Annotated in this window: 13 protein-coding genes; 10 read left to right on the top strand and 3 right to left on the bottom strand. The window is 72.1% G+C overall.

Annotated elements, in window-relative coordinates; all coding sequences use genetic code 11:
• The first annotated feature begins 55 nt into the window (after window positions 1-55).
• The 7 genes from F1615_RS17185 (at window position 56) to F1615_RS17155 (ending at window position 9,414) form a co-directional block, all read left to right on the top strand.
• Window positions 56-1,996: an acyl-CoA dehydrogenase family protein gene (locus F1615_RS17185; protein ID WP_149549874.1), complete on the top strand. Its 1,941-nt coding sequence runs from the start codon at window positions 56-58 to the stop codon at window positions 1,994-1,996.
• A 125-nt stretch (window positions 1,997-2,121) separates the two neighbouring features.
• Entirely contained in the window at window positions 2,122-3,384 is a 1,263-nt protein-coding gene (dxr, locus tag F1615_RS17180; protein ID WP_149549873.1) for a 1-deoxy-D-xylulose-5-phosphate reductoisomerase, read from the top strand.
• An 8-nt stretch (window positions 3,385-3,392) separates the two neighbouring features.
• A complete protein-coding gene (locus tag F1615_RS17175) occupies window positions 3,393-4,685 on the top strand; it encodes a M50 family metallopeptidase (protein WP_149550051.1) in 1,293 nt (430 codons plus the stop codon).
• Between the two features lie 191 nt (window positions 4,686-4,876).
• Window positions 4,877-6,034, top strand: a complete 1,158-nt coding sequence (gene ispG / locus F1615_RS17170; protein WP_149549872.1) for a flavodoxin-dependent (E)-4-hydroxy-3-methylbut-2-enyl-diphosphate synthase — start codon at window positions 4,877-4,879, stop codon at window positions 6,032-6,034.
• Between the two features lie 158 nt (window positions 6,035-6,192).
• Window positions 6,193-7,041, top strand: a complete 849-nt coding sequence (locus F1615_RS17165; RefSeq protein ID WP_167533780.1) for a GNAT family N-acetyltransferase — start codon at window positions 6,193-6,195, stop codon at window positions 7,039-7,041.
• 27 nt (window positions 7,042-7,068) lie between these two features.
• On the top strand, window positions 7,069-7,635 hold the full coding sequence (locus F1615_RS17160; protein ID WP_149549870.1) for a GNAT family N-acetyltransferase: 567 nt from the start codon (window positions 7,069-7,071) through the stop codon (window positions 7,633-7,635).
• Between the two features lie 78 nt (window positions 7,636-7,713).
• On the top strand, window positions 7,714-9,414 hold the full coding sequence (locus F1615_RS17155; protein ID WP_149549869.1) for a proline--tRNA ligase: 1,701 nt from the start codon (window positions 7,714-7,716) through the stop codon (window positions 9,412-9,414).
• 219 nt (window positions 9,415-9,633) lie between these two features.
• Here the strand turns inward: F1615_RS17155 and F1615_RS17150 are convergent, their stop codons facing one another.
• Genes F1615_RS17150 through F1615_RS17140 form a run of 3 tightly spaced genes read right to left on the bottom strand, consistent with a single transcriptional unit; the run spans window position 9,634 to window position 11,609 of the window.
• On the bottom strand, window positions 9,634-10,542 hold the full coding sequence (locus F1615_RS17150) for an aminoglycoside phosphotransferase family protein (protein WP_149549868.1): 909 nt from the start codon (window positions 10,540-10,542) through the stop codon (window positions 9,634-9,636).
• A gap of 51 nt (window positions 10,543-10,593) precedes the next feature.
• On the bottom strand, window positions 10,594-11,067 hold the full coding sequence (locus F1615_RS17145) for a ferritin-like domain-containing protein (RefSeq protein WP_149549867.1): 474 nt from the start codon (window positions 11,065-11,067) through the stop codon (window positions 10,594-10,596).
• The gene (locus tag F1615_RS17140) at window positions 11,064-11,609 is read right to left on the bottom strand and encodes a hypothetical protein (protein ID WP_149549866.1); all 546 of its coding nucleotides are present in this window, start codon (window positions 11,607-11,609) and stop codon (window positions 11,064-11,066) included. The genes F1615_RS17145 and F1615_RS17140 overlap by 4 nt, the downstream gene beginning before the upstream one ends.
• A gap of 211 nt (window positions 11,610-11,820) precedes the next feature.
• Here F1615_RS17140 and rimP point away from each other — a divergent pair, with 211 nt between their 5' ends.
• The 3 genes from rimP to F1615_RS17125 all read left to right on the top strand — a co-directional run bounded on the left by rimP (window position 11,821) and on the right by F1615_RS17125 (window position 13,715).
• Complete coding sequence (rimP, locus tag F1615_RS17135; protein WP_149549865.1) at window positions 11,821-12,342, top strand: ribosome maturation factor RimP; 522 nt, start codon at window positions 11,821-11,823, stop codon at window positions 12,340-12,342.
• Window positions 12,343-12,344: 2 nt separating this feature from the next.
• Window positions 12,345-13,331 (top strand): transcription termination factor NusA, encoded by a 987-nt coding sequence (gene nusA / locus F1615_RS17130; RefSeq protein WP_037861923.1) that lies wholly within the window; start codon window positions 12,345-12,347, stop codon window positions 13,329-13,331.
• A gap of 102 nt (window positions 13,332-13,433) precedes the next feature.
• Window positions 13,434-13,715 (top strand): YlxR family protein, encoded by a 282-nt coding sequence (locus tag F1615_RS17125; RefSeq protein ID WP_149549864.1) that lies wholly within the window; start codon window positions 13,434-13,436, stop codon window positions 13,713-13,715.
• Window positions 13,716-13,769 lie beyond the last annotated feature (54 nt).

Genomic DNA, 13,769 nt, shown 5'->3' with positions numbered 1-13,769 from the left:
GGTAGCACCAGTCAGTAACGAACGACTCCCACCTATTCGCGGCGAGGTGAGCCTCATGTCCGCAGTACCCGAGTCTCCGTCCCGGCCCACGGTCACCGAACGGGAGGCCCGTGAGGTCGCGGAGGCCGCCCGGGAACAGGACTGGCGCAAGCCCAGCTTCGCCAAGGAACTGTTCCTCGGCCGCTTCCGGCTCGACCTGATCCACCCCCACCCCCTCCCCGCCGACGAGGACGCCCAGCGCGGTGAGGAGTTCCTCGCCAAACTCCGCGACTTCTGCGAGACGAAGATCGACGGGGCCGTGATCGAACGCGAGGCGCGCATCCCCGACGAGGTCATCACCGGGCTCAAGGAGCTCGGCGCCCTCGGCATGAAGATCGACACCAAGTACGGCGGCCTCGGCCTCACCCAGGTCTACTACAACAAGGCCCTCGCCCTGGTCGGCTCCGCCAGCCCGGCGATCGGCGCCCTGCTCTCCGCGCACCAGTCGATCGGCGTCCCGCAGCCACTGAAGATCTTCGGCACGCGGGAGCAGAAGGAGACCTTCCTGCCGCGCTGCGCCCGCACCGACATCTCCGCCTTCCTGCTCACCGAGCCCGACGTGGGCTCCGACCCGGCCCGGCTCGCCACCACCGCCGTCCCCGACGGCGACGAGTACGTGCTCGACGGCGTGAAGCTGTGGACCACCAACGGCGTGGTCGCCGACCTCCTCGTGGTCATGGCGCGGGTGCCGAGGTCCGAGGGCCACCGCGGCGGCATCACCGCCTTCGTCGTGGAGGCCGGCTCCGAGGGCATCACCGTCGAGAATCGCAACGCCTTCATGGGCCTGCGCGGACTCGAGAACGGTGTCACCCGCTTCCACCGGGTCCGCGTCCCCGCCGCCCACCGCATCGGCGAGGAGGGCCAGGGCCTCAAGATCGCCCTCACCACGCTCAACACCGGACGGCTGTCGCTGCCCGCGATGTGCGTCGGCTCCGGCAAGTGGTGCCTGAAGATCGCCCGCGAGTGGTCGGCGGCCCGCGAGCAGTGGGGCAAGCCCGTCGCGCTGCACGAGGCCGTCGGCTCCAAGATCGCGTTCATCGCGGCGACCACCTTCGCGCTGGAGGCCGTGGTCGACCTGTCCTCGCAGATGGCCGACGAGAACCGCAACGACATCCGCATCGAGGCCGCCCTCGCCAAGCTGTACGGCTCGGAGATGGCCTGCCTGATGGCCGACGAACTGGTCCAGATCCGCGGCGGACGCGGCTTCGAGACCGCCGACTCCCTCCGCGCGCGCGGCGAACGCGCGGTCCCGGCCGAGCAGATGCTGCGTGACCTGCGCATCAACCGGATCTTCGAGGGCTCCACCGAGATCATGCACCTGCTGATCGCGCGCGAGGCCGTCGACGCCCACCTCTCGGTCGCCGGCGACCTGATCGACCCGGAGAAGACCCTCGGCGAAAAGGCGAAGGCAGGGGCGGGCGCGGGCGTCTTCTACGCCAAGTGGCTGCCGAAACTCGTCGCAGGACCGGGACAGCTCCCCGGCTCCTACAACGAGTTCAGGCACGGGGTCGACCTGTCCCCGCATCTGCGCTACGTCGAGCGCACCTCCCGCAAGCTGGCCCGCTCCACCTTCTACGCCATGTCCCGCTGGCAGGGGAGGATGGAGACCAAGCAGGGCTTCCTGGGCCGCATCGTCGACATCGGCGCCGAGCTGTTCGCGATGAGCGCCGCCTGCGTCCGCGCGGAACTCCTGCGCCGCCGCGGCGACCACGGCCGCGAGGCCTACCAGCTCGCCGACGCCTTCTGCCGCCAGGCCCGCATCCGCGTCGAGGAGCTCTTCGGCCGGCTGTGGACCAACACCGACGACCTCGACCGCAAGGTCGTCAAGGGCGTGCTCTCCGGCACCTACGAATGGCTCGAGCAGGGCGTCGTCGACCCCTCCGACGACGGTCCCTGGATCGCCGACGCCACCCCGGGTCCGTCGCAGCGGGAGAACGTGCACCGCCCGGTCCGCTGACCCGCCGGGACGCGAGGGGGCGGACGGCCGGGCGCTCCGGCCGCCGCCCTCCACGCGGAAGAACACACGCCCCGGTGGCCGGGGCGGGGCCCCGGCGGTGGCCGGGACCCGACACAATGGGGTCCATGACCGACGCTCCAGCCCCGCTCGCCGATCCGCACCTGGTGTTCGACCCCCTGGTGGGAGACGGCCCGAAGGACGTGGTGATCCTCGGCTCCACCGGGTCGATCGGCACCCAGGCCATCGACCTCGTGCTGCGCAACCCCGACCGCTTCCGGGTCACCGCCCTGTCCGCCAACGGCGGCCGGGTCGCCCTCCTCGCCGAGCAGGCCCGCCGGCTGCGGGTGCGCACGGTCGCCGTCGCCCGCGAGGACGTCGTACCGGCGCTGCGCGAGGCGCTGTCCGCGCAGTACGACGCGGGGGAGCCGCTGCCCGAGATCCTGGCCGGACCCGACGCGGCCACACAGCTCGCCGCCTCCGACTGCCACACCGTCCTCAACGGCATCACCGGCTCCATCGGACTCGCCCCGACCCTCGCCGCCCTGGAGGCGGGCCGCACCCTCGCGCTCGCCAACAAGGAGTCGCTCATCGTCGGCGGCCCGCTGGTCAAGGCGATCGCCGAGCCGGGCCAGATCATCCCGGTCGACTCCGAGCACGCCGCACTCTTCCAGGCGCTGGCCGCCGGCACCCGCGCCGATGTCCAGAGGCTCGTCGTCACCGCCTCCGGCGGCCCCTTCCGCGGCCGCACCAGGGAGCAGCTGGCGGACGTCACCGTCGAGGACGCCCTCGCGCACCCCACCTGGGCCATGGGCCCGGTCATCACGATCAACTCCGCGACCCTCGTCAACAAGGGCCTCGAGGTCATCGAGGCGCACCTGCTCTACGACATTCCCTTCGACCGCATTGAGGTCGTCGTGCACCCGCAGTCGTATGTCCACTCGATGGTTGAGTTCACGGACGGATCGACACTGGCCCAGGCGACGCCCCCCGACATGCGCGGGCCCATCGCCATCGGCCTCGGCTGGCCCGAACGGGTCCCCGGCGCCGCCCCGGTCTTCGACTGGAGCAAGGCGTCCACCTGGGAGTTCTTCCCCCTCGACAACGAGGCGTTCCCCTCGGTGAACCTCGCCCGGCACGTCGGTGAGCTCGCGGGCACCGCCCCGGCGGTGTTCAATGCCGCGAACGAGGAGTGCGTCGAGGCCTTCCGCGCCGGCGCGCTGCCGTACCTCGGGATCATGGAGACGGTCACCCGGGTGGTCGAGGAACACGGCACCCCGGCGACGGGAACCTCACTGACCGTTCCGGACGTCCTCGAAGCGGAGACATGGGCCCGCCGAAGGGCCCGGGAACTGACAGTCCGGACGGCGAGCGCGGAGGCGCGTGCATGACGACCCTGATGTTCATCCTCGGCATAGTCGTCTTCGCGGCCGGCCTGCTGTTCTCGATCGCCTGGCACGAGCTGGGACACCTGTCCACCGCCAAGATGTTCGGCATCCGTGTACCGCAGTACATGGTCGGCTTCGGCCCGACCCTCTGGTCGCGGAACCGGGGCGAGACCGAGTACGGCGTCAAGGCGATCCCCTTCGGCGGCTACATCCGCATGATCGGCATGTTCCCGCCCGGCCCCGACGGCCGGCTGGAGGCCCGCTCCACCTCGCCGTGGCGCGGCATGATCGAGGACGCCCGCTCCGCCGCCTTCGAGGAGCTCAGGCCCGGCGACGAGAAGCGCCTGTTCTACACGCGCAAGCCGTGGAAACGGGTCGTCGTGATGTTCGCGGGCCCGTTCATGAACCTGATCCTCGCGGTCGTGCTGTTCCTGATCGTGCTGATGGGCTTCGGCATCCAGCAGCAGACCACGACGGTGAGCTCGGTCTCGCAGTGCGTGATCTCGCAGACCGAGAACCGCGACGAGTGCAGGAAGTCCGACCCCCGGTCCCCGGCCGAGGCCGCCGGCCTGAAGGCCGGCGACAGGATCGTCGCCTTCGCGGGCGTGCGCACCGACGACTGGGGCGTCCTCTCCGACCTGATCCGCGACAGCGCCGGCAAGAGCGTGCCGATCGTCGTCGACCGCGACGGTCAGGAGGTGACCCTCCAGGCGGAGATCGCCACCAACATGGTCGCCAGGAAGGACGGCAGCGGCGCCTACGTCGAGGGCGAGTACGTCAAGGCCGGCTTCCTCGGCTTCAGCGCGGCCACCGGCGTGGTCAAACAGGACTTCGGGGACTCCGTGGTCTGGATGACCGACCGGGTCGGCGACGCCGTCGACTCCCTCGCCGCCCTGCCGTCCAAGATCCCCGCCCTGTGGGACGCCGCCTTCGGAGACGGCCCGCGCGAACCCGACTCCCCGATGGGCGTCGTCGGCGCGGCCCGGGTCGGCGGCGAGATCGCCACCCTCGAGATCCCCGCCTCACAGCAGATGGCCATGTTCGTGATGCTGCTCGCGGGCTTCAACCTCTCCCTGTTCCTGTTCAACATGCTTCCGCTGCTGCCGCTCGACGGCGGGCACATCGCGGGCGCGCTGTGGGAGTCGCTGCGCCGCAACCTCGCCAGGGTGCTGCGCAGGCCCGACCCGGGACCGTTCGACGTGGCGAAACTGATGCCGGTGGCCTACGTGGTGGCCGGGATCTTCGTCTGCTTCACCATCCTCGTCCTGATCGCGGACGTGGTGAACCCGGTGCGGATCTCGTAGCCCTCGCCCACCCGGCACCCGCTGTTCACGACGGCCCGGAACCCTTGCGTTCCGGGCCGTCGTCCGTCGGGCGGGTTCACGGGCACGATGTGCCCGGGCGTCGGCCATTGCCGTAATCTCGGAGCCCGGAGCCCGGAGCCCGCTGCTCACGGGAGCCGGACCTTGATCCACGACTTGGGGTTGCACAGCAGATGACTGCGATTTCTCTCGGCATGCCGTCCGTTCCGACCAGGCTCGCCGAGCGCCGGAAGAGCCGGCAGATCCAGGTCGGATCCGTGGCGGTGGGCGGTGACGCCCCCGTCTCCGTGCAGTCGATGACGACCACGCGTACGTCCGACATCGGCGCGACCCTCCAGCAGATCGCCGAACTCACCGCGTCCGGCTGCCAGATCGTCCGCGTGGCCTGCCCCACCCAGGACGACGCCGACGCGCTCGCGACCATCGCCCGCAAGTCGCAGATCCCGGTCATCGCCGACATCCACTTCCAGCCCAAGTACGTCTTCGCCGCCATCGAGGCGGGCTGCGCGGCCGTCCGCGTGAACCCGGGCAACATCAAGAAGTTCGACGACCAGGTCAAGGAGATCGCCAAGGCGGCCAAGGACCACGGCACCCCGATCCGCATCGGCGTGAACGCCGGCTCGCTGGACCGGCGCCTGCTCCAGAAGTACGGCAAGGCGACCCCCGAGGCGCTGGCCGAGTCCGCCCTGTGGGAGGCGTCCCTCTTCGAGGAGCACGACTTCCGGGACATCAAGATCTCCGTCAAGCACAACGACCCGGTGATCATGGTCGAGGCGTACCGCCAGCTCGCCGCCCAGTGCGACTACCCGCTCCACCTCGGCGTCACCGAGGCCGGCCCCGCCTTCCAGGGCACCATCAAGTCGGCCGTCGCCTTCGGCGCCCTCCTCTCCCAGGGGATCGGCGACACCATCCGTGTCTCCCTGTCGGCCCCGCCGGTCGAGGAGATCAAGGTCGGCATCCAGATCCTCGAGTCGCTGAACCTGCGCCAGCGCGGCCTGGAGATCGTCTCCTGCCCCTCCTGCGGACGCGCCCAGGTCGACGTCTACAAGCTCGCCGAGGAGGTCACCGCGGGCCTCACCGGCATGGACGTCCCGCTGCGCGTCGCCGTCATGGGCTGCGTCGTCAACGGCCCGGGCGAGGCCCGCGAGGCCGACCTCGGTGTCGCCTCCGGCAACGGCAAGGGCCAGATCTTCGTGAAGGGCGAGGTCATCAAGACCGTCCCCGAGTCGAAGATCGTCGAGACGCTGATCGAAGAGGCGATGAAGATCGCCGAGGCGATGGAGAAGGACGGCGTGGCGTCGGGCGAGCCGCAGGTCTCGGTGGCCGGCTGACGGAAACCCCCTGGGCGCCGGACGGCGACTCGCCGCGTCCGGCGCCGGGGACGAGGCCCCCGACCGGGGCCGAGGCGGGGGTCTGGGGGCGGCAGTCCCCAGGATCCGCGGGTACAGTGCGGAGATCAGGCAGACCCCGTTGTGTGAGGCCCCCGCACTTGTTGACGCAGACCACCTCCCGGGTCCTCGAACCGAGCGACCTGGACGCCGCACTCGCCGTACTCGACCGTGAGCCGGTCGCGAACGCCTTCGTGGCGGCCCGGGTCCAGATCGCCGGCCTCGACCCGTGGCGGCTCGGCGGCGAGATGTGGGGCTGGTACGAGGGGGGCGTCCTGACGTCCCTGTGCTACGCCGGCGCCAACCTGGTGCCCATCTGCGCCACCCCCCGGGCCGTCCGTGCCTTCGCCGACCGCGCCCGCCGGGCCGGCCGCCGCTGTTCCTCCGTCGTCGGCCCCGCCGGTCCCACCGCGGCCCTGTGGCGGCTGCTCGAACCCCAGTGGGGCCCGGCGCGCGAGGTCCGCACCCACCAGCCGCTCATGGTCACCGACCGCATGCCCGCCACCACGGCCCCGGACCCGCACGTCCGCCGCGTCCGCAAGGACGAACTGGAGACGATCATGCCGGCGTGCGTCGCGATGTTCACCGAGGAGGTCGGCGTCTCCCCGCTGGCCGGCGACGGCGGACTGCTCTACCAGGCCCGGGTCGCCGAACTCGTCGGCGCGGGCCGCTCCTTCGCCCGCTTCGACGCCGACGGCAGGGTCGTCTTCAAGGCGGAGATCGGCGCCGCGACCGACCGCGCGTGCCAGATACAGGGCGTCTGGGTGGCCCCCGAACACCGGGGCACGGGCGTCGCGGCGCCCGGCATGGCGGCGGTCCTGCGCTACGCCCTGAGGGACGTCGCCCCGGTGGCGAGCCTCTACGTCAACGACTTCAACACCCCCGCCCGCAGGACGTACGAGAGGGTCGGCTTCCAGGAGGTCGGGGCCTTCATGAGCGTGCTGTTCTGACGCGCGCGCCCCTGTAGTCTCCCCGGCATGCTGCGCTTTCCGGGTCACGGCCACTCCCACCCCGACGACATCGTGATCGCCCCCCTCGACCTCCCCGGCCACGTCGACGAGGCGCTGGAGGTGCAGGCGGTGGCCTTCGGGCTCGGCCCCGACGAGGTGGCCGTACGCCGGCAGATCGTGCTGCGCCACATGACCTTCCCCGGTGCCAGGGCGTTCGGCGCCACCGCCCAGGGCCGCCTGGCCGGCTTCGTCTACGGCATGCCCAACGACCGCACCCACTGGTGGTCCACCGTCGTCGAGCCCTATCTGCGCGCCCGGGGCAACGACGACTGGCTCGACGACTCCTTCGTCATCACCGAGCTGCACGTCCACCCCCGGTACCAGAAGCACGGCGTCGGCCGCGCCCTGATCACCACGATCACCGACGGCGCCGGCCGGCCCCGCTCGATCCTCTCCGCGATCGACACCGAGAGCCCCGCCCGCCATCTGTACCGCTCGCTCGGCTACCAGGACCTCGCCCGCCAGGTCCGCTTCCCGAGCGCCGACAAGCCGTACGCCGTCATGGGCGCCCCGCTGCCCCTCCTGCGCCGGTAGGGACAATGGATTTCCGCCGTCCCGTCCCGCCCGGCTAACCTCCAGTCATCACCCAGACGCAGCAGGAGTACGAGAACCATGGCGAACGCACCGGTCCAGCGCATGTCCCAGTTGATGGCGAAGACGCTGCGCGACGACCCGGCGGACGCCGAGGTCCTCAGCCACAAGCTGCTGGTCCGCGCCGGCTACGTGCGCCGTACCGCCGCCGGCATCTGGACGTGGCTGCCCCTCGGCAAGAAGGTCCTGGCCAACGTCGAGCGCGTCGTGCGCGAGGAGATGGACGCCATCGGCGCCCAGGAGGTGCTGCTCCCCGCCCTGCTGCCGCGTGAGCCCTACGACGCCACCGGCCGCTGGGACGAGTACGGCCCCGAGCTGTTCCGCCTCCAGGACCGCAAGGGCGGCGACTACCTCCTCGGCCCCACCCACGAGGAGATCTTCACCCTGATGGTGAAGGACCAGGCGTCCTCCTACAAGGACCTCCCGGTGATCCTCTACCAGATCCAGTCCAAGTTCCGGGACGAGGCCCGCCCCCGCGCCGGCATCCTGCGCGGCCGCGAGTTCCTGATGAAGGACTCCTACTCCTTCGACCTGGAGGACGAGGGACTGGCCCGGTCGTACGCCCTGCACCGCCAGGCCTACCAGAAGGTGTTCGAGCGCCTCGGCCTCGACTACCGGATCTGCGCGGCCACCGCCGGCGCGATGGGCGGCTCCAAGTCCGAGGAGTTCCTCGCTCCCGCCGAGGCCGGCGAGGACACCTTCGCGGACTGCCCGAACTGCGACTTCGCCGCCAACACCGAGGCGATCTCCTACGAGTTGAAGCCGGTCGACGCCGCGGGCGTCCCGGCCGCCGAGGACATTCCCACTCCCGACACCCCGACCATCGAGACCCTCGCCGCGTCGCTCGGCGTCGAGGCCTCGGCCACGCTGAAGAACCTGCTGGTCAAGGTCGACGGCGAGATCGTCGCCGTGGGCGTGCCCGGTGACCGCGAGGTCGACATGGGCAAGGTCGAGGCGCACTTCGCCCCGGCCGCGGTGGAACTGGTCACCGAGGCGGACTTCGCCGCCCGCCCCGACCTCGTGCGCGGCTACGTCGGCCCGCAGGGCCTGGACAAGGTGACGTACATCGCCGACCCCCGCGTGGCACCCGGCACCGCCTGGATCACGGGCGCCAACAGGGCCGACACCCACGCGAAGAACGTGGTCGCCGGGCGCGACTTCGAGGTCGACGCCCACGTGGACGTCGTGGTGGTGCAGGAGGGCGACCCGTGCCCCAAGTGCGGCACGGGTCTGCGCCTGGACCGCGCCATCGAGATCGGCCACATCTTCCAGCTGGGCCGCAAGTACGCCGACGCCCTCAAGCTCGACGTCCTCGGCCAGAACGGCAAGCCCGTCCGCGTCACCATGGGCTCCTACGGCATCGGCGTCTCCCGCGCGGTGGCCGCCCTCGCCGAGCAGACGGCCGACGACAAGGGCCTGTGCTGGCCCGCGGAGGTCGCCCCGGCCGACGTCCACGTGGTCGCCGCGGGCAAGGCCCTCCAGACCGAGGTCGCCCTCGACGTCTCCGAGAAGCTGTCCGCCGCCGGCGTCCGGGTCCTGGTCGACGACCGTCCCGGCGTCTCCCCGGGCGTGAAGTTCACCGACTCGGAGCTGATCGGCGTCCCGCAGATCCTGGTCGCGGGCCGCCGCGCCGCCGAGGGCATCGTCGAACTCAAGAACCGCCGCACGGGCGACCGCGAGGAACTCACCATCGACGAGGCAGTCGCCCGCCTGACGGCCTGACGAGCCACACCGCCCGCAGCTGCGGTCACCCGCACTCCCGCGGCTGCGGGCAGTCGTGCCTCCCCCAGTGCCTCAAGGGCCTGGGAGGTACCCCCAGGGCGGCACGGGCGGGCGCTGGGGGGGGGACCCCTCCGGGGGAGGCACCCCGTGAGCGCCGGGCTGCGCGAACACCCCCCCCGGCCACCACCGACGCGTCCCCGATGCCCGCGCGCGCCTGCGTCAGAGCCAGCTCGCGAACTCCAGCAACAGTTCCGCGTCCCCCGCGCGCCCCACCCGCCGCGCCCGCACCCCCGACTCCACCGCCCGGAACAGCGTCCAGCCCCGCAGCCGCTCCCGGTCCACCTCCAGCGACTCCGCGAGCCGCTTCACCCGCCGCCGTGTCGTCGTCGCGCCGGACGGCTGCGCGATCAGGTCCTCCACCCGGTCACGCACCAGCCGCGCCAGATCGAACGCGCACTCCCCGACCACCGGGTCCGGCCCGACCGCCAGCCACGGCGTCCGCTCCCCGGCGAGCACCTTGCTCTGCCGGAACGTGCCGTGCAGCAGTTTGTGCTCCGGCGGCGCGGCGAGCAGCTCCTCGCGTGCCCCGAGCGCCGCCTCCACCAGAGGCGCGACCTCCGGATCGCCGGCACCGCTCGCCCGCATGGCCCGCGCCTGCCGCCCCGTCCGCCCGGCCACCGTCTCGAAGCCGTGCCCCTCCGGCGGGTCCACCCAGAGCCGGCGCAGCGTCCCCGCCGCCTCCAGCAGCGCCTTGGCCTCCGGCAGCGTCCGCACCGACACGTCCGGCTGCAACCGCTCCAGCAGCAGGACGCCCTCCGCCCCGGAGACGGACGACGGCTCCAGCAACTGGACGGCACCCCGGCCGTCCCAGTGGGCGAGCGCGGCCCGCTCGCTCTCCGGACGCGCCCGGCCTGGCGCCAGCTTCAGCACGGCGGGCGTGCCGTCGGCCGTGCGCACCAGCACGACCAGGCTGCTGCGCCCGCCCGGCACCTGCACCCGCTCCACGGTCAACTCGCGCTGTGCGACGGCCTCGCGCGCCGCCTCCGGCAGCCTCTCCAGCCAGTCGTCGCCCTCGGGCGCCGTCTCACCGAGCGCCCTCACCAGACGCTGCGGCGGTTCGAAAACCATGCGCGAGTCGTTCCCTTCCTGCTGTACGCGGTGCCTGCCGCCCCCGTCACGTCACGCCGTCGGCGCCGGGGTCCCCGAAGCCGTACCGCCCCGCTCGGCGAGCCCAGGGAAGGCTACGCTCTCCCCGCTCCAGCGCACCGACCGCACCGCCGCCTCCCGCATCGCCCCGGCGGCCCCCCGCCGCCGCTCACCGGTGCTCGCGCGCACCAGGTCGGCGTACACCCCCGCCACCCGGTCCTCCAGCTCCGCCGCCAGCCGGACCGCCGCGGCCGCGTCCGGCACCGGGAACGGCAGCGCGTATCCCGCCGCGGCGGCGACCGGCGCGCCCCCCGCGTCCTTCACCGCGCGCACCAGTGCATCCCTGCGCGCCCGGTGCGCGTCGTACGCCGTCCGTGCCTCGGTGCGCCGCTCCTTGCCGATCCGCCCGCCGACGACCCCGTAGCCGTACACCGCCGCGTGCTCCGCGGCCAGCGCCGCCTGAAGAGCGCGCAGCTCCCCGTCCTTCGCCTCGCCCGCCCGATTCACCGGCCCGCCTCCGTCAGCAGATACGCATGCGCCGCGCCGGCCGCCGCCACCGAGGCCAGCAGCCGGGCCAGCTCTCCCGGCGCGTCCAGCAGCGCCGTGGTCCGCCGCTCGGCGATCTCCCGCTCCGCGGCGGCCAGTTCGGCCAGGGCGTCCTTCTCCTTCGCGGGCACGGCGGCCGACGGGGAGGCCGAGGGCGAGGCCGGACCGGAAGGCGAGGGCGACGGCGAGGACGACGGCGGGGGCGACGCCGTACGGCCGAACGCCTCCGCGTGCCGCACGACCTCCGCGCGCAGCGGACGCAGCCGCTCCGCCAGCTTCGGATGCGCGGCGACGACCGCGTCGTACCGCGCGGCCAGCGCCGTGCTGTCCCGGGCCGCACGCGCGCGTGCCCGGTCGGCGGCGGAGGGACGGCTGCCGCCGGTGGTGTCGGAGTCCTCGGACCCGGCGGTACAGCCCGCCGTCAGCAGGGCCGCCGGGGCGACGGCGAGCAGGCTCCTTCTGCGCGGCCCCGAACAGGCGCGCGGAGACGAGGGGAACGGCACGGCAGACGTCCTCGGGGGCTCGTACGAACGTGGCGACGATAAGCGAAGCGGGCCGCTGGCCCGTGATCACGGTACCCGGGCGCCCGCCCCGCGGCGGTCAGCGGCACCCTCCGTGACCGGGGTGGACGGCAACACCCTCCGCGACCGGATACCCTTTGACCAGACACGCGCACCGTCCCACAACAGCACACGCGGCCGAGGAGTCACCCGGATGAGCACCACCCAGAGCGAGAGGCTTCGAGAACTTCTGGAGCCGCTCGTCAGCTCCCAGGGCCTGGATCTCGAGGAGATCGCCGTGGACTCGGTCGGCCGCAAGCGTGTGCTGCGCGTCGTCGTCGACTCCGACACCGGAGCGGACCTCGACCGGATCGCCGATGTGAGCCGCGCGCTCTCGGCGAAGCTCGACGAGACGGACGCGATGGGCAGCGCCGAGTACACCCTCGAGGTCGGCACCCCGGGCGCGGAGCGCCTGCTCACCGAGCACCGCCACTACGTGCGCGCCACCGGCCGCCTGGTGCGGTTCCAGCTCGCCGAGGGCGGCGAACTGACCGCCAGGATCCTGGGCGCCGACGACGAGGGTCTCGACCTCGAGGTGCCCGGGGTGAAGGGCCGCAGGGCCACCGCGCGCAGACTCGCCTTCGACGACATCACCAGGGCGCGCGTCCAGGTCGAGTTCAACCGCAAGGACGACGCGTCCGACAAGAACAACGACAAGAAGGAAGAGGAGGCGTAGCCGTGGACATCGACATGAGCGCCCTGCGGGGCTTGGTACGGGAGAAGGAGATCTCCTTCGACCTGCTGGTCGAGGCGATCGAGTCGGCCCTCCTCATCGCCTACCACCGCACCGAGGGAAGCCGCCGGCACGCGCGCGTGGAGCTCAACCGGGAGACCGGACATGTGACCGTGTGGGCGAAGGAGGACCCCGAGGACCTCGAGGAGGGCCAGGAGGCCCGCGAGTTCGACGACACCCCGTCCGGCTTCGGCCGTATCGCCGCCACCACGGCCAAGCAGGTCATCCTGCAGCGCCTGCGCGACGCCGAGGACGACGCGACGCTCGGCGAGTACGCGGGCCGCGAGGGCGACATCGTCACCGGCGTGGTCCAGCAGGGCCGCGACCCGAAGAACGTGCTGGTCGACATCGGCAAGCTGGAGGCCATCCTGCCGGTGCAGGAGCAGGTCCCCGGCGAGACCTACCCGCACGGCATGCGGCTGCGCAGCTACGTGGTCCGGGTGGCCAAGGGCGTGCGGGGCCCGTCCGTCACCCTGTCACGCACGCATCCCAATCTGGTGAAGAAACTGTTCGCCCTGGAGGTGCCGGAGATCGCCGACGGCTCCGTGGAGATCGCCGCGATCGCCCGTGAGGCGGGTCACCGTACGAAGATCGCCGTCCGGTCCACGCGCTCCGGACTGAACGCCAAGGGTGCCTGCATCGGCCCCATGGGCGGCCGGGTGCGCAATGTCATGGGCGAGCTGAACGGCGAGAAGATCGACATCGTCGACTGGTCCGACGACCCGGCCGAGATGGTGGCGAACGCGCTGTCGCCGGCCCGGGTCTCCAAGGTGGACGTCGTCGATCTGGCCGCCCGGTCCGCACGGGTCACCGTGCCGGACTACCAACTCTCCCTGGCGATCGGCAAGGAGGGGCAGAACGCCCGTCTCGCCGCCCGTCTGACCGGCTGGCGGATCGACATCCGGCCGGACACGGAACAGGCCGGGGAATAGATCCAAGCCGCGGGACGCTGAGTTCACGACAGCTTCGCCCGCGGCAACTGTTCGATTCTTGCCCCAAAGGGGTGAGGTCGGTCGGGGGAGGTAGACTGAGGAGTGTCTGGCCGGACACGGGCTGGCGTATGCCCTGAGCGCACCTGCGTGGGGTGCCGGGAACGAGCGGTCAAGAACGAGCTGCTGCGGATCGTGGTGATCGAGGACGCGTGCGTCCCGGATCCTCGCGGTACGCTGCCCGGCCGGGGTGCTTACGTGCATCCCGCCCCGGTCTGTGTCGACCAGGCGGTGCGCCGCAGGGCGTTTCCGAGGGCGCTGCGCGTCCCGGGACCGCTCGACGTAAAGGCGTTGCGCCACTACGTCGAGCAGGCACAAGGTTGCTGAGCAGCGGCTCCGAGCCGGCTGGGCAGGCAACACGGCAGGAACGCCGCACGGAAC

The sequence above is a fragment of the Streptomyces marokkonensis genome (assembly GCF_008312835.1).
GTDB classification, from domain to species: Bacteria; Actinomycetota; Actinomycetes; order Streptomycetales; family Streptomycetaceae; genus Streptomyces; species Streptomyces marokkonensis_A.
The sequence above is the reverse complement of the archived record's forward strand: the minus strand, read 5'-3'. Positions and strand labels throughout refer to the sequence as shown.

Bases quoted from the DNA above. Each gene is read 5' to 3' on its own strand.
- F1615_RS17185 (WP_149549874.1), top strand. From the start codon at position 56: ATGTCCGCAGTACCCGAGTCTCCGTCCCGGCCCACGGTCACCGAACGG.
- F1615_RS17155 (WP_149549869.1), top strand. From the start codon at position 7,714: ATGGCGAACGCACCGGTCCAGCGCATGTCCCAGTTGATGGCGAAGACG.
- F1615_RS17160 (WP_149549870.1), top strand. From the start codon at position 7,069: ATGCTGCGCTTTCCGGGTCACGGCCACTCCCACCCCGACGACATCGTG.
- F1615_RS17175 (WP_149550051.1), top strand. From the start codon at position 3,393: ATGTTCATCCTCGGCATAGTCGTCTTCGCGGCCGGCCTGCTGTTCTCG.
- F1615_RS17150 (WP_149549868.1), bottom strand. From the start codon at position 10,542: ATGGTTTTCGAACCGCCGCAGCGTCTGGTGAGGGCGCTCGGTGAGACG.
- dxr (WP_149549873.1), top strand. From the start codon at position 2,122: ATGACCGACGCTCCAGCCCCGCTCGCCGATCCGCACCTGGTGTTCGAC.
- ispG (WP_149549872.1), top strand. From the start codon at position 4,877: ATGACTGCGATTTCTCTCGGCATGCCGTCCGTTCCGACCAGGCTCGCC.
- rimP (WP_149549865.1), top strand. From the start codon at position 11,821: ATGAGCACCACCCAGAGCGAGAGGCTTCGAGAACTTCTGGAGCCGCTC.